The sequence below is a fragment of the Nitrobacter sp. genome (genome assembly GCF_051535215.1).
GTDB lineage: Bacteria > Pseudomonadota > Alphaproteobacteria > Rhizobiales > Xanthobacteraceae > Nitrobacter.
On record NZ_JBPPLY010000004.1, the window covers coordinates 191,599 to 217,026 of the forward strand.

Sequence of the window (25,428 nt, forward strand, 5' to 3'; positions counted from 1 at the left end):
TGGCCACATGCGTTCCATCGGAACGCGGGTTCGCCACCCAGCCGACGATGAGGCGGGCTGCGACAAGAATTTCGTTCATCCGGCGGCTTTCAGAAACTATGCTCGATCGGCCTGAATTCGCGACGGCATGTGCCGGCAAGGAGTTGCGGTTTGACGCCGAAACCCGATCCCGATCTTCAGCAACGCGAGGCGCTGCTCCAGACCGTGCTTCGCAACTACTTCGGATCCGGTAACGCCGGGATCCTGCGAACCATCCAGTCCGAGGCCGTCTATGTCGATCTCGCCTCCGGCGCAACGCTGTTGCGCCAGGGCGACATCAGCGATGACGTCTACTTCGTCCTGTCCGGACGACTGCACGCCTTTTCCGAAACCGAGTCCGGCACGCGGAAAATTCTGGGCGAGATCGGACGCGGTGAAACCATCGGCGAACTCGCATTGTTCACCGGCGAGCCGCGTTCGGCGACCATCGTGGCGGTGCGCGATACCCTGCTTGTCAAGGTGACGCGCGCGATGATCGAGCGTACCATCGCGCAGGATCCCGACATCGAGATGTCGATGATGCGGATCGTGATCCGGCGATTCCGTCACCATGAGCGCGAGCGTCGGCCGCCCATGGTTCCGGTGAACGTCTGCATCCTCCCGATCACGCCGGGACTGGACGCGGTCGAATTCGCCCAACGCCTGCGCGACGCGCAAGCCGGACGAGCACAGCCGGCGACGGTGGTTACCGCAGACGAGATCGCCGCACGCTTCGGTGCCGCCCCCATCCACCAGGTCGGACGACGCCACGATGCGCTTGCCGCTTATATCGACGAGATCGAGGCGCGGAGCCGCGCGGTCTATCTTGCGGCCGACGGTGGGGATACCAACTGGACCCGGTTCTGCCTGCGCCATGCCGACGAGATCCTGCTGCTTGCCGCCGCCGAGCGCGATCCCGGCCTGTCCGAAGTCGAGCAGGCCTGCCTGTCGTCCGCAGCTCCCATCTCGATCGCGCGCCAGACGCTGATCCTGCTGCATGAAGCGGATACCAGAATTCCGACCGGCACGGCGCGATGGCTGGATGCGCGGCCGGCTGCGCGGCACTTCCATCTCCGCCCGCAGTCACCCCGCGACATGGCGCGCATCGCCCGCATCATCTCGGGGCGCGGCATCGGACTGGTGCTGTCGGGCGGCGGTGCGCGCGGCTTTGCCCATGTCGGTGTCATCAAGGCCCTGGAAGAAGCCGGCATTCCCGTCGACATGCTCGGCGGCAGTTCGATCGGTGCGGTCATGGGTCTGGTGCTTGCGCTGGGCCGCAACGCGGACGAGGTCGCAGCCGCCGTCCGCAAGGCGTTCCTCGAACATCCACGGGGCAACGTAACAGGCGACTACAATTTCATCCCGCTGGTTTCGCTGATCAAGGGCGCGCGGACGCGCAGCGCAATGACGCAAGCCGTACGCGACGCCACCGGCCGGGATGCAATCGACAGCGAGGATAGCTGGATCACCTTCTTCACGATGGCGTCGGATTTTTCCATCGGCCGCGAAGCGGTGCTGTCGCGCGGCGACCTCACCCGCAATGTCGGCGCGAGCTATGCGATTCCGGGCGCGTTGCCGCCGGTCTTCGTTGGCGGACACATGATGTATGACGGCAGCACGTTCAACAATTTCCCGGCGGACGTGATGGCCCGGCTCGGCGCCGGCCGCATCATCGGCGTCGATCTCTCGGTCAACCGCGAGCAGGTGTTCGATATCGACTGCATGCCGGGAACGCTCGCGCTGCTGCGCGACAGACTGAGGCCGCGCGCGAAGCGGCGCTACCGCCTGCCGAGCGTGCCGGAGACGATGCTGCGATCGTCATTCATCACCTCGGTTTCGAAGCAGAAGGAAATGGGAAAGTTCACCGACCTGTTGTTCCAGCCGCGTGTGCCCGATGGCCGCCTGCTGGACTGGAGCCGTTTCGACGAGATGGTCGCGGCGGGCTACAGCCACGCCAGCCAGGTACTGGCCGGGCTGACCGACGAGCAGCGGATGATGTTTCGATAAGTCCGACAAGGGTGGTGGCGCGAAGCGAAGAACATCCGTGAGACTTGGGGAATTTTAGTTTCTTGGCGCCGGGCAAGCCCCGACGTCGCAGAAATTTTTTATTCGTCGCCCTCTTGAAACGGCTTTTGGTTTTTCTAAGTCGTTTTTCACCGCTACGGCGGTGTGCCGGACGCCTTAACGTACGGGTCCGGCAAGGGCCCTGGGATCGGAGTCGGCGATCATACCCGAAGCCTCCCTCTGGTGCTCCCTTCGTATCCATCTTGCTCTTTGGAGGACTTGGCTATGAGGACAACTATCCCCCGTACAACATCGAGCGTTTCGGCGAAGACCACTACCGGATCAGCCTCGCCGTTGCAGGCTTTGGCGTCGATGACATCACCGTGACGGCCGAGCAGAACACGCTCACCATCGAGGGCAGAAAGCCGGAAGGCGCCGCTCACGAGTATTTGTACCGGGCATCGCCGCACGTCCGTTCCGGCGCGTGTTCAACCTGGCAGATTACGTGCAGGTGAAAGAGGCTTCGTTCCGCGACGGCTTGCTGGTCATCGATCTCCTTCGCGAAGTGCCGGAAGCAATGAAGCCGCGTCGGATCAACATCGCCACCGGAGCGTTTTCCTCCTCGAAGATCGGGCAGAAGAAAGCGGCCTGACGCCCGATCGAGGTTCAGCGGAACGCGGCCGCGCAGAAGCAGGCCCGCGTTCCATATTCCACATGAGGAAGGAGAAAACCATGGCAATCCGTGATCTTATTCCCTGGTCGAGAAGTCAGGAACTTGCCCCGGCACGCGGCAGTCTCGACCCGTTCCTGACATTGCATCGCGAGATGAATCGGCTGTTCGACGACGTCTTCCGCAACTTCGACTCCGGTCAGACCCCGCTCATGGAAGGCCGCTTCAGCTGGCCCAAGATCGAGCTTAACGATACGGAAAAAACGCTGACGGTCTCTGCCGAACTGCCTGGCATGACGGAGAAGGACGTGCAGATCGAAATCGCCAACGGCGTGCTGACCATCCGCGGCGAGAAGAAGAGCGAGCACAAAGAGGATAAAGACGGAGGCAAGTACTTTTCCGAGCGCTACTACGGCTCTTTCGAGCGGCAAATTCCTCTCGATAATGTCGATGAGGACAAGGCCCAGGCTTCTTTCAAGAATGGAGTCCTGACCGTCTCGCTGCAGAAGTCCGAAAACCCGCGCGCAGGCATCAAGCGCATCGCGATCAACACGCAATGACGATCACGGGCGGCGGTCCGTTCCGTCGCCCGAACATCCTGGAAAGCCATCCCGAGGAAAGGAGCGCGAAGGGAGGTCACCATGACGAACGCCAACACCAATACCGGCTATCTCGATCCCTTGTTTCATCCGGCTGCGCACTACGCGTCTCCGGATGACGTTCTGAGCGATAACAAACTCAACGCGCAGGAGAAGCGGATCATCCTGTCGTCCTGGGCATCCGACATGTTCGCCGTCGAATCCTGTCCAGCGCTGCGCGATGTCCCTGGCATGGATCACACGATCCGACTCGCCGACATCCTCGCGGCGCTGCGCCGTCTCGGCGGCGAGGACGACGACGATCCGCCGCCTCACGGCGGCGTCCCGATGCGGCTGCGGCGGCCTTGGGCCGCCGCTCTGCGAAGGTTCGCCTGATTCAAGCGGCGGCGTTGTAGCGGTTAGCGCTGCGCGTGTCGGATAAGCGAGCGGTGCTGACAGAAAATGCAGCCCCGGCGCGGGCCATTCCCTTGTCGCGCCGTTCGGGGAGCTTACGGCTTTGATGGCATCAGGGCGGGATCGGCTTGTTTCCGGTTCCCAAGCCGACGACCCTTCGGCCTACTCGTCCCGATAGATCTTTTCCCGCTTTTCGTGACGTTCCTGGGCCTCGACCGAAAGGGTCGCGATCGGCCGCGCCTCAAGCCGCTTCAGCGAAATCGGCTCGCCGGTCTCCTCGCAATAACCGTAGGTGTTGTCTTCGATCCGCTGCAAAGCGGCGTCGATCTTGGAAATCAGCTTGCGCTGCCGGTCGCGGGCCCGCAGCTCGATGGCCCGGTCGGTTTCCGATGACGCGCGATCGGCAAGATCAGGATGATTGACGTTCTCTTCCTGAAGCGTCTGCAGCGTAACCTTCGATTCACGAAGGATTTCGTCCTTCCATGCCAGCAGCTTGGCGCGAAAATATTCGCGCTGGCGCTCGTTCATGAACGGCTCTTTTTCGGATGGCCTGTAATTTTTCAGCTTTTCCAAATGCATTCCATGGTCGTGCAAAGCGCCGGACGATTCGGCCGCGGCCGGACCGGCCGGCTGGGGCCGAGCTTATATAGCGGCCTTTTGTGACAGACAATATCGTCGCGTCGAAAGACCGTAACTCCGGAACGGAATCCCGTCATTTCGTCCCCCGATTAGAGGACTTCCGGGGTATGGAACCGGAACCGGCCCGGCGCACCTCCGCCGCCGTGTACGATTGTCTGTAAGAGCCTCAGTCCCAGCCGAGACAATAATCGAGGTATCGCCATTACCACCGCACGCTGCGGCTTTCAGTAATGACCGGCCTTGGCAAGTTCGACCTCGACGCGCAGTTCGATTTCCGACAACACCGCATCGAGACCGGCGTCGCCCGAAGACGATTTCAGATCGGCCGCAGCGGTGCGCAGCCGCGTCACTGTCGAAGGATCGAAATTACCGGACAAAAGTGCAATCTTGAGGTCATCGAGCACATCGAGAGCGCTCCTGCCCCGCTGCACAGAGCGCTTGCGCCGCTCCGCAGGATCCTCCTCGATGCCCTGCAATGCCAGAAGCGCATCGATGGTCGCCGCAGGCTTAGGCGCCGTGGCGGCGCGGTTCTCCGTGGCCGCGGTCGGATCCGGTAAGGAGAATTCGCTGCCGCCGCTCCGCCGCGCCGTCGTGCCTTGCGACGCAGACGTCGTTCCGTTGGGGCCATAAATTCGCATCGCATGCTCACAGAGTTGTGATGAGAACGAACAACTTAAGCCGGCGCGCGCGAGTCTGACTGCCACCGGGCGGAGTGTCACGCCACAAATAACGCCGACGACGGAACCGTGGACCGTTATGGTTAACGAAGCGTGAACACCCGGCAAAAACTGCCCGGTCACGGCAACTTCGTCGCCGCCTTCCCTGGCACCCCGTCCCGCTGCGGCGCCGATCATCCAAAGATATCAACATCATGAGACCGGCGCGGCGGTGGCATGGACTTCGCATGGTTAACAGCGGAGTGCCGTCATGGGAGTGGCGGCACTCCGCACCGAACCCTCAGCGGGGAGCAGAGGATGCCTGGCGTCGGTATTTCAAAAATTGTCCGGATCGTCACCGCGGCGGTTGTCGCGCTGGCGCCGCTGGGCACGCCTGCGCACGCGACCTCGCGGATCAAGGACCTCGCGAACATCGAAGGCGTGCGCCAGAACCAGTTGATCGGTTACGGTCTGGTCGTCGGCCTCAATGGCACCGGCGACACGCTCAACAACATTCCCTTCACCAAGCAGTCGCTGCAGGCGATGCTGGAACGCATGGGAGTCAACATCCGCGGCGCGACTATCCGCACCGGCAACGTCGCCGCCGTGATGGTGACCGGCAACCTGCCGGCCTTTGCCACCCAGGGCACGCGCATGGACGTGACCGTGTCGGCGATGGGCGACGCCAAGAGCCTGCAAGGCGGCACTCTCCTCGTCACGCCGCTGCTCGGCGCCGACGGCAACGTCTATGCGGTGGCCCAGGGCTCGCTCGCGATCGGCGGTTTCTCGGCGGAAGGAGCCGCCGCCAGCGTCACCAAGGGCGTGCCGACCAACGGACGCATCGCCAACGGCGCCATCGTCGAGCGCGAGATCGAATTCGCGCTGAACAGGATGCCGAACGTCCGGCTGGCGCTGCGCAATGCCGACTTCACCACCGCCAAGCGCATCGCCGCCGCGGTCAATGATTTCCTTGGCACGAAGACCGCCGAGCCGATCGATCCCTCCACCGTACAGCTTTCCATCCCGTCGGAATTCAAGGGCAACGTCGTTGCGCTTTTGACGGAGATCGAACAGTTGCAGGTCGAACCCGACATCGCGGCAAAAATCATCATTGATGAGCGCTCCGGCATCATCGTGATGGGACGCGACGTCCGCGTCGCTACCGTCGCGGTGGCGCAAGGCAACCTCACCGTATCGATCTCCGAGAGTCCGCAGGTCAGCCAACCCAATCCGCTGTCACGCGGACGCACGGTGGTGACGCCGCGCAGCGCCGTCGGCGTCAGCGAGGACGGCAAGAAACTTGCGCTGGTCAAGAACGGCGTGTCGCTTCAGGAACTGGTCGACGGCCTCAACGGCCTCGGCATCGGACCACGCGATCTGATCGGCATTCTGCAGGCGATCAAGGCGGCCGGCGCGATCGAAGCCGATATCGAGGTGATGTGATGCAGTCTCAGATCGACAGCAGCCTGATCACAAGCGCCTATCGCAGCATGCCGCGCAAGGCAGTGATGCCGATGCTGAACGGCCGCCCCGACCCGCAGCTCCAGCAGGCGCTTGAGAAAGTTTCTCCGCAGGCCATTCAAAAAGCCACGACGACGTCGCAGGACTTCGAGGCGATGTTCCTCAATTCGATGTTCTCGCAGATGACCGCCGGCCTGAAGGGGGAAGGTCCTTTCGGCGACACGCCGGGCACCGGGGTGTGGCGTTCGATGCTGACCGAGCAGTACTCCAAATCATTCGCCAAGGCCGGCGGCGTCGGTGTGTCCGACGCGGTGTTCCGTGCTCTCATCATGCAACAGGCCAGCGAAGCCAAGCCTGCGCCGAAGGAGGCCGAATGACGCCGAGATCCGAGGGGACGCAGGCGTCCCCTGCCCTGCCGCCCGCAGCCACGCCAGCCGACGCACGCAGGCTTGCCGACGGCATGCTCGACATCATGAATGCGCTGCTCGCCGTCATCGAGCGAGAAACCGAACTGGTGCGCGCAGGCAAGATTCGCGAGGGCATATCGCTCGAGAAGCAGAAAAGCGAGTTGTCGCGCCGCTACGCCGGCGCGATCAGCCAGTTCAAGGGCAGCCAGGCCTACATGACGCGATCGACACCGGAGTTGCTCGCCGCCCTGCAACGCCACCACGAGATGTTCCGCGCGATACTGCAAGTGAACCTGACGGTGCTTGCGACGGCGCATGCAGTTTCCGAAGGCATCGTGCGCGGGGTCAGCGCCGAGGCGCAGCGCCGCACCATACCGCAAACCTACACGGCGAGCGGACAGCGCAGCGCGCCACCGCGTCAGCATACAAGCCCGATCGCGGTCAGCCGCTCGCTGTAGCCTCCGGCGATCGACCGGCTCGCTCCCAAGTGCGATGCGGAATCGAAGACCCGCTTCGCAAAGCGGGGCCGTCATCCATGCCGCCGTCGCGACGGCTCCGGATCAGCAGCGCACCGCTGACGCGCTGCGCGGCATGCGGGGCCGAAAATTCCGCGCATTTGAATCAAACCAGCGCAGACATGGAACCGGCGCGTTCACCACGTTCTCTAACGCAACGTTGAGAGACGGCCGCTAGACTTGCGATCAAAAGGGGGTTGGGATTTGACTCGAAGGTAGCCTTAGGAGGCGACCATGGGCACGGATTTTAGTATCAAGCCGGTTGGTGCACCGGTTGCAGCGCCTGCCGTTGCGCCGGCACCCAGCGCGGCTGTCGACGCGGTGGCGACTCAACTTCCGCCGAGCCAGAGCGTCACGGCGGCGGACGTGAGTGCGCGCGTCCGGAACCAGCCGCAGGCTTTGAGCGATACGCTGTCGCATCAGGTGATCGTCGATCGGGATGCCGCCTCGATGGTCTACCAGGTCGTCGACAATCGAACCAGTCTGGTCGTGAAGCAATTCCCCGACGAGGCAATGCTACGGCGCCGCGCCTATTTTCGCACGCTCGACATGGTGAAAGCCGAACGCCAACAGTCGATGGCCACCGACCGGCGGGCGTGACCCCACGACGATCAGTTCTGATGGACATAGGCCGTTTCGAGCGTGCTCGCACCCGTCACCGGATTCGTCATGACGGTGTTGACCTGCGCGGTGCCGGCCTTTGTCAGCGTGAATTTTGAATCACCGACCCGGAACGCGTTGTTCTTGATCAGGACGTCCTGATACTTGACGGTGCTGCCGTACTGATACTTGGCCTTGGCGCGGAAACCGTTGACGTTCGAGACCGTCACCGAGAATGGCTTCTGGTTGGCGTACTTGCCGCTCCAGGTGCCTTCAAACGCCTTGGGATCGACGTTGACGTACTTCCCGGTGTTCAGATTGACGTTCTGACCGACCGTCGTGTAGTTCGATGCCAGAATGCTGAAGACGTCGGCCATGCCACGGCTCCGTCATTGACGCTCGGCGTTATGCCCGCCCTGACAGGCCTGCCGCGATATTGCAGTTGATGTCGATCAGCGGCTTCAGTTTAGCGGGATCGGGATTGATCTGCATATCGACCGTCTGCTTCATCACGAAGACGCCGATATTGGCGATGTTCTGACGAACCTCCAGCGGCTGCTGGTTGTTGCCGCTATCCGCCGCGCTCATGAAGATCGACCAAAGGCGGCGGTTGAACAGCAGCGCGCTGTGCATGTTCTTGTCCGGGCCGCTCCAATTGTCGTGGATTTCCTGAAGCTGCCGCGCCGCCTTTAGCAATGCCTGGGCTTCGATTTCGCGTGGGGAAGACGAGGTATGAGCCGTCCGGGCGTAGGCTTGAGCAGCGTTCGACATTCAGAACCTCGGGGAAACAGCGAGCGCGGGGACTTCGGCGCCGCTCATATCTAGCAGCACCGCCTTTAAAATAGGTTACCCCGCGTTTTCATATGCGTCTAAAAAATGGCAGGCAGATGCAGCAGCCTGCGTCGCCGCCGCACTATGGATGCAGCGCTGCCTCGTCGTCCCCTGAGACTGCCGCTACGCCGAAAGCTCCGCCATCACCGGAGCAGTTGCAACACGCTCTGCTGCGACTGGTTCGCCAGTGCAAGCGCGGACACCGCGATCGACTGGCGGGTGGCCAGCGCCTGGCTGTTCGCAGCCTCCTCGTTGGTGTCGGCAAGCGTCAGGTTCGAGGAGCCGGTCTGCAGCACGTTGATCAGGTTCTTCGAGAAATCCTGGCGGATCTGCACAATCGACAGGTTCGAGCCGAGCGTCGAGGCTTGTGCGCGCAGCGTACTGGACGCGGTATCGAGGCTCGCGATCACTTTGTTGGCCGAACCGTTGTCCAGGAAGTCAATGCCCACCGACAAGGTCGACAACCCGAGACCGGCTGCATTCATGTTGGAGCCGTTGATGGTGAGGACGGATTTTCCGGTTTCGTTGAAGATCAGCTTCAGCGTGTCGCCGTTGAGCAGGTTGATGCCGTTGAAGGACGAGTCCTGCGCGGTCGTGTTAATCTGCTGAATGATGTTGTTGTACTGATTGACGAGGCCGGCGCGTGACGCCTGGACTCCGGCATCCTGCACGGGCGCTGCCGCGACAAGGCCGTTGAAGGCATAGCCTGCGCCGGCCGCCGTCCCGCCGATCGCCCCGATGGTCGAAGCGGCGGCTTCATTTGTGGTCGAGATCGTGATCACACCCGCCGAGTTGATGGTGGCCTGAAGATTATTGGGGGCAAGCTGCGCGTTCAGGTCATTAAGGGTTCGGACGGTTCCGTTGGTGCCGTCGCCGAACGTGATGGTGGTGGCGACGCCGCCGCCGGTCGATCCAATCGTCAACGTCTTGCCATCGAGGTTTCCCGCGCCGCCGCCGCGCGCCGTCGTCCCAGCGGTCAAGCCGAGCTTTGCGAGCACGCCAGCCGGCGTGGAGTCCGTCAGCGTCAGATCTTGAGCGATGCCGGTATTGAGCGCGATCTGGCCGCTTCCGTCGACCGCCGACGCTGCGGCGGTATTGCCGTGCAGAGTATCGATCACGCCTACCAGCGCGCTCAGGGTCTGATCGATGCCGATGGTGACGTTGCCGCTTGGATCGGTTGTTGCCGCGCCGGAGGCGGCGAATGTGATGGTCTTGCCGTTGACGGAAAAACTGTCGCCGGCCACCGGGCCGGTCGGCGTCGCGACCGCACCATTGGTCAGCGCGCTGATGAGGGTCGCACCGGTTGCGAGGGCATTGGCAGTGCCGGTCTTCAGGGCGGTGCCGGGCGTGGCTGCGGCACTCGTAAATGCCGTGGTGCCCCTCAGGTCCAGCGCGGTGGCGCCTGTGACAGGCAGACTGTCGACCGACGATTTCTGCGAATAGCCGACCTGGGATTGCAGAACCTGATTGGCGACCGATTTGGCGGTGTCGACCAGTTTCTGCAGCGACGTCAGCCCGGTGTTGGCGGCCTGCAGCACCTGCACGCCGTTGCCGATGCCATCGAGCAGGCTGCTGATGTCGTTGGCGCGGTTGTCGAGTGCGGCAGCGGTGAAATAGTTGGTCGGGTTGTCGAGCGCCGTGTTGACCTTCTTGCCGGTGGAGAGCCGGTTCTGTGTTCTGGCCAGCAGGTCGGCTGTTGACTGCAGCGAGAGCAGATTCTGGCGAACGGATGCCGAAAGAACGATGTCGGTCATGTCTGGCCCTTCCATACCGTGGACGGTCGCCGACTCCGGGGCGAGCGCCGTTTCCTGGCCGGAAAGGTGAACGAGACGTTTTAATTTATGGTTAACAGGAGATTAACCGATCATCCCCGCGGGCCTTCGCCTCCGTTTGGTGCATCTGAATGCGCTACCTGAAGTCGGGTGACAAAACGTAAGGCAGCCGAATACTTTAGCGCAGTATGCTCGGTACGGGATCGAAAATTCGAAATCGCGTCTCGCAACGGTTCTAGCTTGCTCCATCAATGGCTTGCCGACCGTCGCTGACACGACGCCTCAGTGCAAGGTTTTGGTATCAGCGAATGCAAAAACGGCGGGGTTTCCCCCGCCGTTTCCGTCGTTTGATGATGTCGCTGGATCAGCGGAGCAGCTGCAGCACGCTCTGCTGCGACTGGTTGGCCAACGCCAAGGCGGACACCGCGATCGACTGGCGGGTGGACAGCGCCTGGCTGTTCGCCGCTTCCTCGTTGGTGTCGGCGAGCGTCAGGTTCGACGAGCCGGTCTGCAACACGTTGATCAGGTTCTTCGAGAAGTCCTGACGGATCTGCACGATCGACAGGTTCGAGCCGAAGGTCGAAGCCTGCGAGCGCAGCGTCCCGGATGCGTTGTTGAGCGAGGTCAGAACGCTGTTGGTCGAGGCGTTGTCCAGGAAGTCGGTGCCCTTCGTCAGCGACGCCAGGCCGAGACCAGCCGGATCGAAGGTCACGCCCTGAATGGTCAGGGTGGACTTGCCGGTCTCGTTGAACACCAGCTTGAGCTGGTCGCCGTTGAGCAAGTTGACGCCGTTGAAGGACGAATCCTGGGCGGTGGTTTTGATCTGGTCGATCACCGCATTGTACTGGTCGATCAGCGTGGCGCGGTTGTTCTGCGCGTTGGCGTCTTCCACCGGCGCACTGACGGTGACGGATGCGCCGAACAGGCCCGCACCAGCAGCAACCGCCGTACCACCAAACGCACCGATCGTCGCATGGGCGTGATCGTTGGTGGTGGTGAAGGTTAGCGCGCCGGCCGAGCTGATCGACGCCGTCAGGTTGTTCGCGGCGAGCGCCGTGTTCAACTGGTCGAGGGTGTGAACGCCGCTGGCACCGAAGGTGATGCTGGTCGCGGTGCCGCCATCGGTCGCAGCGATGGTCAGCGTCTTGCCTTCCAGCGCGGCCGGAGCGCCGGCTGTGCGCGCAGTGGTACCGGCGCTGAGACCAAGCTTGGCAAGACCGGTACCGCTCACGGTCAGGTCGCTCGCTGTACCGGTGTGAAGCGTGATCGCACCGCCGGAGATCGTCGACGTACCGCCAGTGATCGAATTGATCTTGCTGATCACATCGCCGACGGTATCGGTGATGTTGAGGTCGTTGCCCGTGGCGCCCGAAGCCACGAAATTGATCGTGGTACCGTTGACGACGATGGTGTCGCCGGCAACGAAGTCCGTCGCAACCGAGTCAGTATTGGTGCCACCGGACAACGTTGTCGCCGCGGTGATCGGAGCAGGCGATGTCAGGCTGTTGTTGACGACAGTACCAGCGGCAGCGGCCGCATCGGTCGGAGCGCCACCCGGTCCGAGCAGGTTGTCAGCCGTCGCGCCGGTGATGGCGGCGGTGGTGCCCTGCGACTTGGTGGAATAGCCCGTGGTCGCCTGCAGCGCCTGGTTGGCGATCGACTTAGCGGTGTCGACCAGCTTCTGCAGCGAGGTGATGCCGGTGTTGGCGGCCTGGAGCACCTGCACGCCGTTGCCGATCGAGTCGAGCAGGTTGTTGATGTCGCTGGCGCGGTTGTTAAGGCCCTGCGCGGTGAAGAAGTTGGTCGGATTGTCGAGCGCCGAGTTGACCTTGTTGCCGGTGGCAAGGCGGTTCTGCGTGGTCGAGAGCAGATCGGCGGTGGACTGGAGGGAGAGCAGATTCTGGCGGACCGATGCGGAGAGAACGATATCGGACATTTTTTCATACCTTTCTGGTGTGAATACACTGACGCACATACGCCGAAGTTATTCCTTCGGACGAGGCGCCACAGTGATGTGAAGACTCTAAGAAAGCATGAAGCCAATAGCGGACTCGCAAGCCTTTCCAGGTGCAGGCGCGCGGCCGGATTGCGACGTCATAGCCGTGGCTTAGACGAATCTGGCAGCGAAGGCCGCAAGGGCCATTTACCAATCGTTAACTACAATGGGAAAGGATCGCGGCAAGAGCGTACCGCGATGCTCGCTGCGTCTCGGCCGTCCGCCACATTTTTGCGCGGCGAACGGGGCTACCGTCCATTCCGGAAACGCTCCTTTTCAAGGCAGGAAAACCGCCATGGCGCTGAAAGTCGAACTGAAGCCGCATGAACGCATCATCATCGGCGCCTGTGTCGTCACCAACACGGATCAACGCGCGCGCCTTCTGATCGACGGCGACAAGATTCCGATCCTTCGCGAGAAGGACATCCTGACGCCCGAGACGGCGGATACGCCCGCCAAGCTGGTCTACCTCTCGGTGCAACTGATGTATCTGTCGCCGGAGCCGCAGATCAACCACGGCACCTATTTCAGCCTGTTGCGCGACGTCATCACGACCATGCCGGGCGCGTGGCCGATCATCGAGGGCATCAACAACGACATCCTCAACGGCGACCTCTACAAGGCGCTCAAGGAAGTCAAGAAGCTGATCGCCTACGAAAAGAAGCTGATGGAGATGAGCGAGGCCACGGCAACCCGCCCGGACGCCATGCAGAAGCGATCGGCGTAGTTCTCGCGCCGCGAGCGGATCGCCTCAGCTTCCAGATGTGCGAGCTTCGGTTTCGCGCGCGCCGAATTCAAGCACAGCCGCCACCAGGACGTCGATATCGCGCATTCCCGTGCGATGGTTGACGATCGCCGCGCGGATCGCCAGCCGGCCGTCGAGCATGGTGGCGGACGGCGCCGCGATCCCCGACTCGTGCAGCGACGCGACGATCTCCGCGTTGACCCGGTCGGCGTCAGTGGCGCGATAGCGGAAACACACGATGTTGAGTTGCACCGGCGCAAGCAGTTCGAGCTTCGGCTCGGCGGCGATCTTCGTTTCCAGATAGCGCGCCAGCGCGCAGGTGCGGGCGATCATCTCGCCAAGCTTTTCAGTGCCGTAGGCCTTCAATGTGAACCAAGTCTTCAGCGCGCGGAAGCCGCGCGACATGTCGGGTCCGTAATCGCAGGGCCAGGGCGAGCCGGCCGCGAGGCCGCGCGTCTCCCGGCGCAGATAGGCCGCAGGCGCCGCGAAGGTCCGGCGGTGCTGCTCGCCGTCGCGAACGAGGAGAAAGCCAGCGTCATAAGGCACTTGTCCCCATTTGTGAAAGTCGAAAGCGATAGAGTCGGTGCTTTCGAGACCGGCGAGACGCGGCGCGATCTCCGGCGACAGCACGCCGAGCGCGCCGTATGCGCCATCGACATGCAGCCACAGATTCTCCTCGCGGCACAACGCATGCAACGCCGCCAGATCGTCGATCGCGCCGATGTCGACGGTGCCGGCCGAACCGATCACCAGAAACGGCGCAAGACCCGCCGCGCGATCGGCCCTGACCTGCGCGCGTAGCGCATCGATCTCGATGTGATGGCACCGATCGACCGGAATCCGCCGCAGGGCGTCGGTGCCGAATCCGGCAAGGTCCATGGCCTGCGCCACGCAGCCGTGCGTCACAACCGACGTATAGGCGGTGAGACCCCCGCCGCGGTCAGGCAGCCCCCGCTCGCGCACGGACGGTCCGAGCCGCGCCGAGCGCGCCACCAGGATCCCCATCAGGTTCGCCATCGACGTTCCCGTGACGAAGATGCCGCTCGCGGTATCGGGAAATCCGAACATCTGCCGCATCCACAGAACGATCTGGCGCTCAACCTCGACCGGAATGTGATCCCGGCCGCCGAGATTGGCGTTCAGGCCCGCAGCCAGCATTTCGGCAAGCATTCCGACAGCGGTGCCTCCCCCGTTCACCCATCCCATGAAGCCGGGGTGAATATTGCCGGGGGCGTAGGGCGCGATGTAGTCGGAAAATTCCCGATAGATTTCGTCGAGGTCGCCCCCTGCCCGCGGCAACTCCTCGCGAAAACGCGCGCGCACGTCCGCAGGAATCGGCCGCCACACCGGGCGCTCGCGGACGCCGGCGATGTAATCGAACATATCGTCGAGCATCCGGTGCCCCTGCGCGCGCAGTGCGTCCCAGTCATCCGGATCGAGCGTCTCGCCGGCGTCCGGCGGCGTGTCGGGCCGCGCCTTGGTCATGCCGATAACACCCTGCACGCGCGCGGCGGCACGCCTTCGAGCGCACCGCGCCTCACGCGCGACGCAGCGCGGCGACTGGACGCGCGTGAAATATCGAAACTGAGCATGAAATGGTCTTCCTCGCCGCGCGCGGGCCATCGCTGGCATCCGCATCCCGGCCGGCTAATGACATGATTGGCGGTATCCTGCCCGCCAGCCCGAGAGCCAGGCGCGGGAGCGCGGCCGAATTCCCCGCCTATCGCAGGCGACTGATTAGCGTAACGCAGCCGGTTTTGGAACGATTATTGCCGGTACTTCGCGACCGCGCGTCGCCCTCGTGCTAGCAGAGACTGCCGCTGTCAGAGGAATTTCACCAGGCTGAGTTGCGACAGCATCGCGGTGGTCTGGTAGGAGGCTTGCAGATCGGTCTGCAGCGCCAGCAACTGGCTCGCGACCTCGTCGGTGGAAACGTTTTCGGCCTGATCGACGATGTTCTGCATCGTCGCCTGCGTCAGTTTCTGTCTCGCGGTGGCGTCCTTCATCACCGTCTGCGCATTGGCGAGATCGGACTGGATGTCCTGGATGTTCTGCTTGCCGGGCGTGACGGTCAGATTCTGCGCCACGCGCGAATTGAGCGCCGAGATCTGCCCCGCACCGTTCGGATCGGTCGGCGATGTCGTCACAGCCGCGAGCAGCGCAACCGATTCCATCAGCGAACGGATAGCATCCTCGTTGGCGCGGATGCCGTATTGAACCGTCACCGACGGATCCACCCTTACCGTCGAGGTCGCGCGTGCCGAGCCCGTACCTGCATCGCCCGTATACCATTGCACGGTGTTCGCAGCCGTGCCGTTCACCGCGGCCGTTGCCGTGGCGAGCGTCGCCGGCGGCGTGAGGTCGACGCGCTGCGGCGGCTGGTCGAAGAAATCATGGGTCGCGCGGATGGCGGAGGCCGCAACCAGCGACGTCTTGGCCAGTGTTCCGATCGAGCTTGTCAGGGCAGTGTTGAGGTTGGCTGCGGTCGCCGCAGGTGTCGCGCCGATCGCGAAGCTGCCGGCCGGCGTCGGCACCGCGCTTGACGCCGTCAGTTTCACGGTCTCGCTGGTCCCGTCCGGCAGGTTGAAGGTGAAGCTCACCGTATCGCCGTCGGCCGGATTGGCGGCGAGGTCGATGGAGGCTTGCGCCGGCGTGATCGTGACGCCCGCCGCGCTCGTCGAGCTGACGCCGGTCAACTGCGCGCCGTAAGGAGACGCGGTCGCCTCCGCGGCGGTCAGCGCCGCATTCAGGTTGGTGGCGGTCGCCGCGGCGGAGCCACCGATCTCGAACGATCCCGCCGGCGCCGGCACCGTTGTCGTCGCCGTCAATTGAACGGTCGTGCTGCTGCCGTCCGGTTGCAGGAAAGTGAAATTGAAGGTGTCGCCGTCCGCCGGATTGGTCGCGAGGTTGACCGTCGCCGGCGTGTTGGTGACTGTCGCGCCCGTCAGCGTCGAGGTGACGTTGCTGAGCTTCATGCCATAGATCGAGGGCGACGCATCCTCCGCAACCGACACCGATGTCGCGGTCGGCGAGGAAACAACAAGGCGGCCGAGGCCGCTCGCGCCAAGGTCGGCCTGGTTGCGTTCTGAGATGACCTGCTTCAAGCCGGCCTGCCCTGCTCCGTTGCCGTTCAGGATCAGGTCAGACGAAGCGACCGGCTGGGTGTAGATCGTGCTGCCGGAAAAGATGTAGCGGTCGCCGGCCTGCGTATTCAGGATGCCGACGACCGACGAGAACTCGGCCACCGCGGTCTGCTGACCCGCGGTTTGGCCGGTGCTGTTCAGCGCCTGCGATCCGCTGTTTGCCGCGTTCTGTAACTGCGTACCGATATCGGACAGCGCCTGCAATGCGGTATTGGCGACCCCGATGTTGGTGTTGATCTTGGTCATCGTATCGGTATACGCGGCGATGTTCGACAGTTGCGCGCGCGCCGCGATCGCAAACCCTTCGTTGGCGCCCATGCCCGAATAGGTCGTCGACTTCTTTCCGCTCGTGAGCTGGTTCTGCAGATCGGCCATCTGCGCCTTGAGATTCTGGACCGAACTGCCGAGGATGGTGTTGCCGAAGCTGATGCCGTTGATCGCCATGCGAACCGCCCTTACACGTTACACTTGAGCCTGCAGCAGAGTCTGCATCATGGTCTGCACCACCGACATCACATGCGCGTTCGCCGCGTAGGAATTCTGCAGCGCGATCAGGTTTGTCATCTCGGTGTCGATGTTCACGCCCGCTTTGGCGTTGAATTTCTCCTGCAACGTATTGACGACGATATCCTGACCCTGCGCCACCTGCTTCGCCGTCGTTGCCGCGCTGCTCTGCACGCTGACGAACTGCTGCAGGAACGCGGGCAGCGTGCCCTTGAAGGGCGAAGCCGTGGACCCGAGGCCGGTATTCGGCGCGTAGCTGAACGTCGCCGAGGTGAGTTGGTTGAAGAGAAAGTCGGAGCGTGTGGTGTCGCCGGCGGGCGTCACCGGCGAAGTGCTGTAGACCGTGAGTTTCGAGGGATCGGCAAGCAGCGCAGCATTGACCTGGATGCGCCCGGCCAGCCCCGTGATCTGCGATGCCGTGCCGGAGATCGCGCCGGTATAGAGCGCGGCGCGGTCGGTGAAGAACGGCAGTTGCGGATTGCCCGAGGTCAGCGATTGCGCCGTGGTTGTGGTCGAGGCCGCTGTCACGGTGGAGACACCCGAGCCGTCGCCGGTGACGCGCAACTGCGAGCCCGACGCGGAAAACGTCAGATGCGCCGTGCTGCCGACTTGCGCATTCAATTGCGCCACGATCGAACCGAGCCCACCCGAGAAATTGACGCCGATCACCTTGTCGTTCGGATTCGAGGCCGTGTTCGGTATCGGCAGCGCCGTGGGATCGTCCACCCGCACGACAGTTACTGTATGAGATACGTTGCTCGAGTCGGTGTAAGTGACGTTGAAGGAGTTGCCCGGCAGCGCGTTCGACAGATCAAGGTCGAAACCCGATGGAGGACCGGCGACCGGCGTGCCGCCGGTCGTAACATCGGACAGCGCGCTGGCGAGCGTCGCCGCCATCTGGTCGATCTGGTTCTGCGCCTGCACCAGCGTCTTGTCGCGCAACTGCACGTCGGCTGCGATCTGGCCGGAATTGATGCCTTGCGAGGCGATCATGTCGATCTTGGCGCCGTTCGGAAGCTGGCACATGATGGTGCCGACGCTCGACTTGCCCGGATCGGCGTTCCATTGCGAATTCGCGGTGAGCGACGACTGCGCATTGAACGACAGCGTCGAAGCCTGCACGCCGCCGACAAGCTGGATTCCTGAGGTCGTGAACACCGACGTCTGATTGGAGCCGTCGGTGACGGCGCGGATGTCCATCAATCGGGAGAGCTGGTCGACCGCGCTGTCGCGCTGATCCATCAGCGTCGCGGCGGCCGGATCCTGGGCGGTCATGCCCTGCAGCTTCTGATTGATCGCAGCGATCTGTTGCATCGCCGCGTTCGCCTGCGACACCGATACCGAGAGGTCCTGCTCGGCGTTGGAGCGCAGCGTCTGGATGCCGCTGGTGGTGGCGTTGAGCTGCTGCGCCAGCGCCTGCGCGGTGTTCAGCACCGAGGATTGCGCCGCCGTGTTGCCCGAACTCGCGGACAGCGCCTGCAACGCCGATGTGAAGTTATTGTAGGCCGCTTCCAGTGTTCCGTCGTTGCCGGGCGTTCCATAGACATTCTGTAACTGGCCGAGCACGTTCGCGATCTGGTCGGCATAGGCGCCGCCGGCGTTCTCCGTGCGCAACTGTGACTGCACGTAGGTATCGAGCGTGCGGTTGACGCCGATGACACGAACACCGGCGCCGGTGCTGCCGGTGATGATCTCGTCCTGCACCAGCGTCTGCGAGACGTAGCCGGGCGTGTTCGCATTGGCGACATTGCCCGAGACGATCGAGAGCGCCGCCTGATTGGCACGCAGGCCTGACATCGCGATGGAGAGGGCCGAACTCAAACTCATCTTATTGCCCGCCTCGAAAAAGGATCAATCCACTTTTCAGGGATCGCGCTCTAGCGCAGCACGTTCAGGAGATCCTGGACCATGCTGTTCGCCGTGGTGATGACCTTGGTGTTCGCCGAGTAGGCCTGCTGGGTCACGATCAGCTTGGTGAACTCGTCGGCGATGTCGGTGTTGGAGCCCTCGAGCGAGGAGCCGCTGATGTGTCCGGCCGCGCCCGCGATCGCAGGTCCGGACTCGTCGGTCACTGCATATGCGCCACCGTCGAGCGCCTTGAGGTAGTTGGTGCCGTTGAAGTGAGACAGAGACACCTGCGCGAGGGAGAGGTTCTGCCCGTTCGAGAAGGTGCCGACCACGACGCCGTCATTATTGACGGCGACCGACTGCAACTGGCCGGCGGCGTAGCCGTTCTGGTTGATCGCGTTGACGGTGGCGTTGCCGCCGCTGCTGGCATACTGGGTCAGGCCACCGGAGCCGAAATTCAGCGAGAGGTTGCCGAGCGACTGAGTTCCGACACTGACGTTGGGAATGGTGATGGACGACCCGGCCGGGCTCGACAGCTGGCCGTTGGTGCCGAAGGTGAAATTGGTGCCGACGTTAATCCATGCCGCCTGCGTGTTGGTGGCGTTCGGATTGGCCTGGTAGAACAGGTTCCAGGTATCGGAATGACCGGCGCCCAGCGAGGCGCTGTCGGACTTGGCCCAGCGCAATTGCAGGTTCACCGCGGTGCCGGTCGCATCATAGACTGTGACCGCGCCGCCGCTGATCGATTGCTGCTGGAAGACGGTCTGATCGTTGGCAATCACGACACCCGCGCCGGGTGTGCCGCCGCCGCCGCGCGCGATATTGGTGGTGGCGCCAAAACCCATCGCCGTCCAGCCGGCGGAGGCGCTCGTCACCGAGAGGTTCTGCGCGGTGCCGGTATGCAGCGTGATCGCGCCGGTGCTGGCATCGATCGTCGGAGCCTGTCCAGTAATCGCGCCGATCTTGCCCAGAAGATCGCCGACCGTGTCGTCGATGCGGACGTGGGTGGCATCCTGCAAACCTGTTGCAGCGGTAGTGAATGTGATCGTAGTGCCATCGACGGTGATGGTATCGCCGACCGCGAAACCGGTGGGCAGCGAGTTGCTCGGCGCCGTGCCGGACAGCAGCGTCGCACTCGTGATCGCGACCGGCGGCGTCTGCTGGTTGGTCGCCGCAGAACCGGTGGTGGTACTGTCGGTATAGGGCGGCGCGGGCGTGCCGACCACAAGCGGATTGAAATTCGTAGAGAAGTCGGACGGATTCAATCCGCCGGCCGCGGTGATGGTGCCGGCGGTCGCAGTCGAACTCGCAAGCGTCGTCGGCACGGCCGGAAGATTGGCGGCGTATTGCAGCGTCGTCGTGGCCTGCGCGGGAACGAAGTTGTTCTGGAACTGCAGCACCTGCGGCACATTGCCCAGCGGATTGCCGGTCTTGGGATCGACCGGCACGCCCATCAGGTAGTAGCCGGCGCTGTTGACGAGGTTGCCGTTGGCATCGACCTGGAAATCGCCGCGCCGTGTGTAGTAGGTCACACCCGAAAACACCGGCTGGTTGTCCACCCGCCCCGTCGGCGACTGGACATTGAAGAAACCGTCGCCGGTGATCGCCATGTAAGTGCCGACCGTCGAGGCCGATACCGTTCCCTGGCTGCTGATGGTCGCGACCGAATAGGCCGTCACGCCGCCGGCGACCTGACGGTTCGGGGTGGTCGAGTCGGGGATCAGATCGCTGAAGGCAGTGGCGATGCCCTTGTAGCCGGTGGTCTGGGCGTTCGCGATGTTGCCGGAGATGTTTTGCAGCGCAAAGGATTGCGCCTGCAAACCACCGACAGACGTATTCAATGCGTCGAAAATACCCATGACATCGTCTCCAACTCGATCCGGGCGGCCCCGCCGGAGGTCAGCCAAAACCACGGCCGCAGTCGGAAACGACGTCGCAAGCTCCATGCCAACTGAAATAATCGAGCTATTTCAGCTCTTTAAACAAAAAGCGCCGGTCCGTGAACCGGGGCATTCTTGCCCGGCGGGGCAACTCTTGCCGGGGGATCGCAGTATTTTCGAGCGACTTTTGGTAGATCGCTACGTCGCCGACGGCGATGCCGGGTGGAAGACCAGCGCCAGCCCATCCATGCAGTAGCGCAGGCCGGTCGGCTTCGGGCCGTCGTCGAAGACATGGCCGAGATGCCCGCCGCAGCGGCGGCAGTGGATCTCGGTGCGGGCCATCCCGAACGTCGTATCCCGCGTTTCGCCGACTGCGTTGTCCAGCGGCTTCCAGAAGCTCGGCCAGCCGGTGCCGCTTTCGAATTTCGTTTCCGACGAATAGAGTGGAAGGTCGCAGCCGGCGCACCCGAAGATGCCCTTGCGATGCTCCTTGAGCAGCGGGCTGGTGAAAGGCGGCTCGGTGCCGTGCTGACGCAGGATGCGGTACTGTTGCGGCGTGAGTTGCGTCCGCCATTCAGCGTCGGTCTTTTCGATTTCGAACTTTTGGGCGGGTTTTGTCTCGGCGCGGGCGGGCTCTCCGCGCAACCAGCGAAAGCCGAGCAGGCCCGCGAGACCGGCGGTGGATGCGAGCAGGATACGGCGGTCGATCATGGCTACCTTACCTCCGTGACAATCAAACCGGGTCAATGGACCAAATACGGGTTCACCTGCCCCGAAACCACACTGACACGCCGGGAATTTACTCACTTTCCTGCGAGCCGCCTCACCTCCCCCGGGCGGAACGGTCGATTGCCATGGCCGCACTCTTGCGCGCGTCGCGCAAACCGGCGTGATCCGAGCATGACCCCACTCCAACCCTTTCCTGTCATGGGGAGGGAGTATCGGCCGTTTCCTCGAGGCGCTCCGGCTGCGGCTGGCGAGCGGCGGAGCGCGGCGGGCGCGCTCCCGCTCGACGGTTGGCCTCGGCGAGTCTGGTCTCTTTCTCTCTCGCCCTGATGCGCGAGCGTTCCCGATAGCGCGCCAGCGAGCCGGCAGCAGCGGAGCGCGTCCGCTCCGCCAGGCCGATGGCGTAGCCGGCGGCACGTCCGATGTTTCCGCCAGCCCATACCAGTTCGAATGGTGAAAACAGTCTCCAGCGGTCGTCGCCTTCCAGCATGCCGCCGGCGATCAGTTGCCCCGCCATCGCAGACGTACTCAATCCCTGCCGGCCGAAACCGCTCGCGACCCACAGTCCGGGCAACAGACGGCCGATCTGCGGCATGCCGTGCACGGTCTGTCCGATCGCGCCGGAGAAGACCTTCGCGATCTCCACCGCGCCGAGCTGCGGAAAGATCGTGCGGATGCGTCTGCAGATTGCCCCGGTCTGGCGCTCGGATTGCGCATCCCAGGTGGTTTCCGGGCTGGCCCACATCAGCCTGTCGCCGCCGACAATCCGGAAATGGTCGATCCCGTCGGTATCGACGACGGAGCCCTGAAACGTCACAGCCTCGGCGAGCCGCGCGCCCAGCGGAGCGGTGACGGCGGCATGGCGCCAGACCGGCACCAGCGTACCGGACAATCGCCGCAACGCATCTCCGAGATGGATATTACCGGCAAGCACGAGGTGGGATGCCCGCAGCCGGGCCTTCGGCGTGACGATGCGCTTACGAATCCCGAACGGATCGATACTGACCACCGGCGTGTCCTCGAAGATGCGCGCGCCGGCGTTGCGCGCAAGCTCCGCAAGGCCATGAACGTATTTGCGCCCGTCGATCTGGAAAGCGCGCGGATAATGCACCGCATGAAAATACCGGCCGGTGCGCAGGGTGTCGCGGACGCGATCGACCTGCCATCCCTCCACCTCGGTCGCGAAATCTTCAGCCAGCATTTGCAGGCGGCTGATCAGCCGGTCACCGATATCGACATTGGATACTTCAAGCGCGCCTTCAGTCAGCCCGAGGCCGGGAATGACGTGCTCGGCGGCATGGGTGCGAACATAGTCGAGGCCCGCTCGCGACAGCGACCAGAGTTCGTAGGCGTCGTCGAACCCCACTCGCGCAATCAGATCGGAAAGCGGAAGCGCATAACCCGGCATCACCGTGCCGAGATGGTGGCCGGACGCATTCCAGCCAACATGGCGTCCCTCGAGCACGACGACGTTCGCGCCCGCCCGCGCCGCCTCCAGCGCCACGGTAAGACCGGCGAGACCTGCTCCCACGACGCAAACCTCGACATCGAGATCGACGGTCAGGCCGGCGCGTTGCAGCGCAGCAGCGGTGGACTCTGTGCCGCCGGGACCATCGGCCGCACCTGTGCCCTCCGAAGTCATCGGGTTTCCTTCCGAAGTTCTGGATTTGACATTGGCGTCCGTGCTTGCGGCGAAGCGGGGTCCTCTCCACTACCCCCGTCACCTTGTCCGACGCAAGGTTGTGGATTAAGCCGCAGGAGTCGGAACCTGCATCCCGCCTTCCGGGTCATGCTTCAACGCCGAATCGGGACCGCGTCATGCGCCGCCTGTTGCTGCTTCGACACGCCAAGACCGAGAGCGATGCCCCGAGCGGCAGGGACCGGGATCGTCCCCTCGCCGCGCGGGGCCGCAAGGATGCCGCCGAACTTGGCTCCTGGCTCGCCGGACAGCAACCTCTGCTGCCAGATCTCGCATTCGTTTCGACCGCCGTGCGGGCGCGCGCGACCTGGGATATCATCCAGCAACAGATGTCGGACGAGATGCCGCAAGAGCTTGCAGCGCATTTGCCGGATCTTTACGGCGCCCAGCCGACGCAACTGTTGACGCTCATTCGCTCTGCTGCCGCGCGGAATTCGAAACGCCTGATGATCGTGGGACACAATCCCGGCCTGCACGAACTCTCCCTCGGCCTGATCGGTGGCGGGACCGTAACCGGGCGTGCAGCGCTGACCCGCAACCTGCCGACGTCGGGACTTGTGGTGATCGATTTTCCCATCGAGAGGTGGGATGGCATCGCGTTCGGAGGCGGACAACTCGCACAATTCGTCAGCCCGAAACTGCTGAAGGAGGCTTAGCGTCGGCTCTCACGGCAGCAGATCCTGCGGCAACGCGTCGAAGGCGTAGGCGCGCGGCCGGTTGCGACGCATGAAGCCGCCGATCTGCCAGCCGAACAGCGCCGACAGTCCGGCAATGAACAGCACGCCTGCCCATTCGCCCGTGACCAGCGCCCGCACCAGCAGAGCGGCCAACGCCGCCGCCAGCAACGCCAGCGCGCCCGCGCCGGCAAAATAAAGTACGGGATTGAGACCGGCAACGAGCAAAACTCGCCCGCCATGTTCGCCGAGCCGCCGGTGCAGTTCGACGATGAAGGAGCGATAGCTGTTATCTTGTGCGGCCATCAGCGCCAGCGTCTGCCAGGTGGTGGACATCACGACGATACGGCCGCCGTCGCGATGCTTGATGTCGGCGCGGAATCGCCGCGATTGCATCGACATCGGCCGATACGACATCTGCACCGTTGCGATGTCCGCATACCGCCATGTCCCCGATCTGCGGCCCACCTGCCAGGATATTCCATCGTCCTCGAGCTTGAACCGGTGCGCCGATCCCATCAGGGATGCCCTGTAGGCGTAGCCGAGGCCGGCTGGCGAAATTTCGGGCGGCGGCACGATTGCGATCCTTCGCTCGATTTCCTGCATACAATTTCTTGCTCGTGGTGCGGGTTCTACCCTACAAATCCCTCATGGCTGAAACGGCTAATTTTCCGCGCCACTTGATTCTCGGCAGCGCGATGGTGTCCGGCATATTGCTCGCGCTTGCGGTGCACATGCTCGGGGCGCAGATCGGCTTCGACCTCGGCGGCCTCTGGCGTACCGATTCAAAAGACTTCATGCCGGCGGGCGCCGCGATTGCCTGGTGGCTGGTGGCAACGGCGGGCTTCTCCGGCAGCTATTTTGTCGCGACGCTGATGCACAGCGCACCCTCGGGCCGCATTCAGCAACGGCTGCGGCAATTCCTGATCGCCATCGCCGTGCTGTTTCTGGCGAGTGCGGGACAGGCCGCCTCGGCGCCAACCGCGGTGCCGACGCTTGCAAGCCTCGTCGCCGGGCTCGCCGTGCTCGGCCTTGGCACAGCGATGGCTTTCTGCGGCGCATATTTCGCGCTACGCAAGACATGATGGCGCATGGTTTTGGTTATTGCCGACCCGGGTATGACCTGTCATGCGACCCTTCACGGATTGTTTCCCGGCGCAACATGTCATTCAACCGATACATCAATGCTGCCACCTTGCATGTCCGCATGGAACGAGGCTCAAAACGGCCATGGAACCGGCGGGGTTTTATGCCTATATGCACGGGTGATCGTTTGCGCGCCACTGCAGCAGGTGCTGTCCTGATGACTTTTCGATCGATGATGGCGCAGGCCGCATTCGACCATGACGACGCCCCTTAGACCAACCCGCCGTTTTGTCTTGTGGAATTTTTCGCGTATGAGTGACCTAACAGCCGCTTGCCATTCTTCTCCCCAATCGGCTCGAAACGTGTCGTGATTTTGGGTGCGCTGGTTGAGACGTTCGCTTTTTCAAGCGAACAGCAAACCGCTCCTGACCGACTGAGAATAACGAGGTACCTGGTGTCGCTGGATTCCAAGTTCGCATGAGAGGTTTTCGCAAGGACAAGCGGACTTCGAATTCGGGACGTCAGCGGGAGGACGAATGCATCGGCTGCTGACCGCGCTTCA

General features: G+C 63.2%; 23 protein-coding genes and 1 pseudogene. 11 read left to right on the forward strand and 13 right to left on the reverse strand.

What is annotated here, in order from left to right; translation table 11 throughout:
- Nucleotides 1–150: 150 nt before the first annotated feature.
- The 4 genes and pseudogenes from ACS3WB_RS07110 (at nucleotide 151) to ACS3WB_RS07125 (ending at nucleotide 3,666) form a co-directional block, all read left to right on the forward strand.
- Nucleotides 151–2,025, forward strand: coding sequence for a patatin-like phospholipase family protein (locus tag ACS3WB_RS07110; protein WP_438274864.1), 1,875 nt, complete (start codon nucleotides 151–153; stop codon nucleotides 2,023–2,025).
- 380 nt (nucleotides 2,026–2,405) lie between these two features.
- A pseudogene (locus ACS3WB_RS07115) lies at nucleotides 2,406–2,674 on the forward strand (Hsp20 family protein).
- An 80-nt stretch (nucleotides 2,675–2,754) separates the two neighbouring features.
- Nucleotides 2,755–3,252 (forward strand): Hsp20/alpha crystallin family protein, encoded by a 498-nt coding sequence (locus tag ACS3WB_RS07120; protein WP_438274865.1) that lies wholly within the window; start codon nucleotides 2,755–2,757, stop codon nucleotides 3,250–3,252.
- Nucleotides 3,253–3,333: 81 nt separating this feature from the next.
- Nucleotides 3,334–3,666: a hypothetical protein gene (locus tag ACS3WB_RS07125; protein WP_438274866.1), complete on the forward strand. Its 333-nt coding sequence runs from the start codon at nucleotides 3,334–3,336 to the stop codon at nucleotides 3,664–3,666.
- A gap of 180 nt (nucleotides 3,667–3,846) precedes the next feature.
- Here the strand turns inward: ACS3WB_RS07125 and dksA are convergent, their stop codons facing one another.
- Nucleotides 3,847–4,212, reverse strand: a complete 366-nt coding sequence (gene dksA / locus ACS3WB_RS07130) for an RNA polymerase-binding protein DksA (RefSeq protein ID WP_292618427.1) — start codon at nucleotides 4,210–4,212, stop codon at nucleotides 3,847–3,849.
- Between the two features lie 335 nt (nucleotides 4,213–4,547).
- Nucleotides 4,548–4,961: a flagellar assembly protein FliX gene (locus tag ACS3WB_RS07135; protein WP_438274867.1), complete on the reverse strand. Its 414-nt coding sequence runs from the start codon at nucleotides 4,959–4,961 to the stop codon at nucleotides 4,548–4,550.
- Nucleotides 4,962–5,297: 336 nt separating this feature from the next.
- Between ACS3WB_RS07135 and ACS3WB_RS07140 the strand changes: the two genes are divergently transcribed.
- The 4 genes from ACS3WB_RS07140 (at nucleotide 5,298) to ACS3WB_RS07155 (ending at nucleotide 7,962) form a co-directional block, all read left to right on the forward strand.
- A complete protein-coding gene (locus ACS3WB_RS07140; protein ID WP_438274868.1) occupies nucleotides 5,298–6,422 on the forward strand; it encodes a flagellar basal body P-ring protein FlgI in 1,125 nt (374 codons plus the stop codon).
- A gap of 47 nt (nucleotides 6,423–6,469) precedes the next feature.
- Entirely contained in the window at nucleotides 6,470–6,817 is a 348-nt protein-coding gene (gene flgJ / locus ACS3WB_RS07145) for a flagellar assembly peptidoglycan hydrolase FlgJ (protein WP_438274869.1), read from the forward strand.
- Nucleotides 6,814–7,305, forward strand: a complete 492-nt coding sequence (locus ACS3WB_RS07150) for a hypothetical protein (protein ID WP_438274870.1) — start codon at nucleotides 6,814–6,816, stop codon at nucleotides 7,303–7,305. The genes flgJ and ACS3WB_RS07150 overlap by 4 nt, the downstream gene beginning before the upstream one ends.
- Before the next feature lie 291 nt (nucleotides 7,306–7,596).
- Nucleotides 7,597–7,962: a hypothetical protein gene (locus tag ACS3WB_RS07155; protein ID WP_438274871.1), complete on the forward strand. Its 366-nt coding sequence runs from the start codon at nucleotides 7,597–7,599 to the stop codon at nucleotides 7,960–7,962.
- Between the two features lie 11 nt (nucleotides 7,963–7,973).
- Here ACS3WB_RS07155 and ACS3WB_RS07160 read toward each other — a convergent pair whose 3' ends face one another.
- The 4 genes from ACS3WB_RS07160 to ACS3WB_RS07175 form a co-directional block, all read right to left on the reverse strand.
- Nucleotides 7,974–8,339 (reverse strand): hypothetical protein, encoded by a 366-nt coding sequence (locus tag ACS3WB_RS07160; RefSeq protein WP_438274872.1) that lies wholly within the window; start codon nucleotides 8,337–8,339, stop codon nucleotides 7,974–7,976.
- 28 nt (nucleotides 8,340–8,367) lie between these two features.
- Nucleotides 8,368–8,733: a flagellar biosynthesis regulator FlaF gene (gene flaF / locus ACS3WB_RS07165; protein ID WP_438274873.1), complete on the reverse strand. Its 366-nt coding sequence runs from the start codon at nucleotides 8,731–8,733 to the stop codon at nucleotides 8,368–8,370.
- 203 nt (nucleotides 8,734–8,936) lie between these two features.
- Nucleotides 8,937–10,547 carry a flagellin gene (locus tag ACS3WB_RS07170; protein ID WP_438274874.1) on the reverse strand — a complete coding sequence of 537 codons (1,611 nt, stop codon included), beginning with the start codon at nucleotides 10,545–10,547 and terminating at the stop codon, nucleotides 8,937–8,939.
- Nucleotides 10,548–10,929: 382 nt separating this feature from the next.
- Nucleotides 10,930–12,501, reverse strand: coding sequence for a flagellin (locus tag ACS3WB_RS07175; RefSeq protein ID WP_438274875.1), 1,572 nt, complete (start codon nucleotides 12,499–12,501; stop codon nucleotides 10,930–10,932).
- Between the two features lie 355 nt (nucleotides 12,502–12,856).
- On the opposite strand from ACS3WB_RS07175, the gene flbT reads away from it, so the two are divergent.
- A complete protein-coding gene (gene flbT / locus ACS3WB_RS07180; RefSeq protein ID WP_438274876.1) occupies nucleotides 12,857–13,288 on the forward strand; it encodes a flagellar biosynthesis repressor FlbT in 432 nt (143 codons plus the stop codon).
- 24 nt (nucleotides 13,289–13,312) lie between these two features.
- On the opposite strand, the gene ACS3WB_RS07185 is transcribed toward flbT, so the two are convergent.
- From ACS3WB_RS07185 to ACS3WB_RS07210, 6 genes are all read right to left on the reverse strand, one after another.
- A complete protein-coding gene (locus ACS3WB_RS07185) occupies nucleotides 13,313–14,791 on the reverse strand; it encodes a pyridoxal phosphate-dependent decarboxylase family protein (RefSeq protein ID WP_438274877.1) in 1,479 nt (492 codons plus the stop codon).
- 338 nt (nucleotides 14,792–15,129) lie between these two features.
- Nucleotides 15,130–16,893 carry a flagellar biosynthesis protein FlgL gene (locus ACS3WB_RS07190; RefSeq protein WP_438274878.1) on the reverse strand — a complete coding sequence of 588 codons (1,764 nt, stop codon included), beginning with the start codon at nucleotides 16,891–16,893 and terminating at the stop codon, nucleotides 15,130–15,132.
- A gap of 18 nt (nucleotides 16,894–16,911) precedes the next feature.
- Nucleotides 16,912–18,780 (reverse strand): flagellar hook-associated protein FlgK, encoded by a 1,869-nt coding sequence (gene flgK, locus ACS3WB_RS07195; protein ID WP_438274879.1) that lies wholly within the window; start codon nucleotides 18,778–18,780, stop codon nucleotides 16,912–16,914.
- 50 nt (nucleotides 18,781–18,830) lie between these two features.
- Entirely contained in the window at nucleotides 18,831–20,660 is a 1,830-nt protein-coding gene (locus ACS3WB_RS07200) for a flagellar hook-basal body complex protein (RefSeq protein ID WP_438274880.1), read from the reverse strand.
- Nucleotides 20,661–20,879: 219 nt separating this feature from the next.
- Complete coding sequence (gene msrB, locus ACS3WB_RS07205) at nucleotides 20,880–21,392, reverse strand: peptide-methionine (R)-S-oxide reductase MsrB (RefSeq protein ID WP_438274881.1); 513 nt, start codon at nucleotides 21,390–21,392, stop codon at nucleotides 20,880–20,882.
- Nucleotides 21,393–21,606: 214 nt separating this feature from the next.
- Nucleotides 21,607–23,049, reverse strand: coding sequence for an NAD(P)/FAD-dependent oxidoreductase (locus tag ACS3WB_RS07210; RefSeq protein ID WP_438274882.1), 1,443 nt, complete (start codon nucleotides 23,047–23,049; stop codon nucleotides 21,607–21,609).
- A gap of 176 nt (nucleotides 23,050–23,225) precedes the next feature.
- Here ACS3WB_RS07210 and ACS3WB_RS07215 point away from each other — a divergent pair, with 176 nt between their 5' ends.
- A complete protein-coding gene (locus ACS3WB_RS07215; protein WP_438274883.1) occupies nucleotides 23,226–23,762 on the forward strand; it encodes a SixA phosphatase family protein in 537 nt (178 codons plus the stop codon).
- A gap of 9 nt (nucleotides 23,763–23,771) precedes the next feature.
- On the opposite strand, the gene ACS3WB_RS07220 is transcribed toward ACS3WB_RS07215, so the two are convergent.
- Nucleotides 23,772–24,386, reverse strand: coding sequence for a hypothetical protein (locus ACS3WB_RS07220; protein ID WP_438274884.1), 615 nt, complete (start codon nucleotides 24,384–24,386; stop codon nucleotides 23,772–23,774).
- Nucleotides 24,387–24,430: 44 nt separating this feature from the next.
- On the opposite strand from ACS3WB_RS07220, the gene ACS3WB_RS07225 reads away from it, so the two are divergent.
- Nucleotides 24,431–24,865: a hypothetical protein gene (locus tag ACS3WB_RS07225; protein ID WP_438274885.1), complete on the forward strand. Its 435-nt coding sequence runs from the start codon at nucleotides 24,431–24,433 to the stop codon at nucleotides 24,863–24,865.
- The last annotated feature ends 563 nt before the right edge of the window (nucleotides 24,866–25,428 follow it).

Coding starts and splice junctions, on each gene's coding strand:
- ACS3WB_RS07135 (WP_438274867.1), bottom strand. CDS start 4,961: ATGCGAATTTATGGCCCCAACGGAACGACGTCTGCGTCGCAAGGCACG.
- ACS3WB_RS07200 (WP_438274880.1), bottom strand. CDS start 20,660: ATGGGTATTTTCGACGCATTGAATACGTCTGTCGGTGGTTTGCAGGCG.
- ACS3WB_RS07150 (WP_438274870.1), top strand. CDS start 6,814: ATGACGCCGAGATCCGAGGGGACGCAGGCGTCCCCTGCCCTGCCGCCC.
- dksA (WP_292618427.1), bottom strand. CDS start 4,212: ATGAACGAGCGCCAGCGCGAATATTTTCGCGCCAAGCTGCTGGCATGG.
- flbT (WP_438274876.1), top strand. CDS start 12,857: ATGGCGCTGAAAGTCGAACTGAAGCCGCATGAACGCATCATCATCGGC.
- ACS3WB_RS07160 (WP_438274872.1), bottom strand. CDS start 8,339: ATGGCCGACGTCTTCAGCATTCTGGCATCGAACTACACGACGGTCGGT.
- ACS3WB_RS07225 (WP_438274885.1), top strand. CDS start 24,431: ATGGCTGAAACGGCTAATTTTCCGCGCCACTTGATTCTCGGCAGCGCG.
- ACS3WB_RS07140 (WP_438274868.1), top strand. CDS start 5,298: ATGCCTGGCGTCGGTATTTCAAAAATTGTCCGGATCGTCACCGCGGCG.
- ACS3WB_RS07215 (WP_438274883.1), top strand. CDS start 23,226: ATGCGCCGCCTGTTGCTGCTTCGACACGCCAAGACCGAGAGCGATGCC.
- flgJ (WP_438274869.1), top strand. CDS start 6,470: ATGCCGCGCAAGGCAGTGATGCCGATGCTGAACGGCCGCCCCGACCCG.
- flaF (WP_438274873.1), bottom strand. CDS start 8,733: ATGTCGAACGCTGCTCAAGCCTACGCCCGGACGGCTCATACCTCGTCT.
- ACS3WB_RS07170 (WP_438274874.1), bottom strand. CDS start 10,547: ATGACCGACATCGTTCTTTCGGCATCCGTTCGCCAGAATCTGCTCTCG.
- ACS3WB_RS07210 (WP_438274882.1), bottom strand. CDS start 23,049: ATGACTTCGGAGGGCACAGGTGCGGCCGATGGTCCCGGCGGCACAGAG.
- ACS3WB_RS07155 (WP_438274871.1), top strand. CDS start 7,597: ATGGGCACGGATTTTAGTATCAAGCCGGTTGGTGCACCGGTTGCAGCG.
- ACS3WB_RS07190 (WP_438274878.1), bottom strand. CDS start 16,893: ATGGCGATCAACGGCATCAGCTTCGGCAACACCATCCTCGGCAGTTCG.
- ACS3WB_RS07125 (WP_438274866.1), top strand. CDS start 3,334: ATGACGAACGCCAACACCAATACCGGCTATCTCGATCCCTTGTTTCAT.
- ACS3WB_RS07175 (WP_438274875.1), bottom strand. CDS start 12,501: ATGTCCGATATCGTTCTCTCCGCATCGGTCCGCCAGAATCTGCTCTCC.
- ACS3WB_RS07220 (WP_438274884.1), bottom strand. CDS start 24,386: ATGCAGGAAATCGAGCGAAGGATCGCAATCGTGCCGCCGCCCGAAATT.
- ACS3WB_RS07120 (WP_438274865.1), top strand. CDS start 2,755: ATGGCAATCCGTGATCTTATTCCCTGGTCGAGAAGTCAGGAACTTGCC.
- ACS3WB_RS07185 (WP_438274877.1), bottom strand. CDS start 14,791: ATGACCAAGGCGCGGCCCGACACGCCGCCGGACGCCGGCGAGACGCTC.
- flgK (WP_438274879.1), bottom strand. CDS start 18,780: ATGAGTTTGAGTTCGGCCCTCTCCATCGCGATGTCAGGCCTGCGTGCC.
- msrB (WP_438274881.1), bottom strand. CDS start 21,392: ATGATCGACCGCCGTATCCTGCTCGCATCCACCGCCGGTCTCGCGGGC.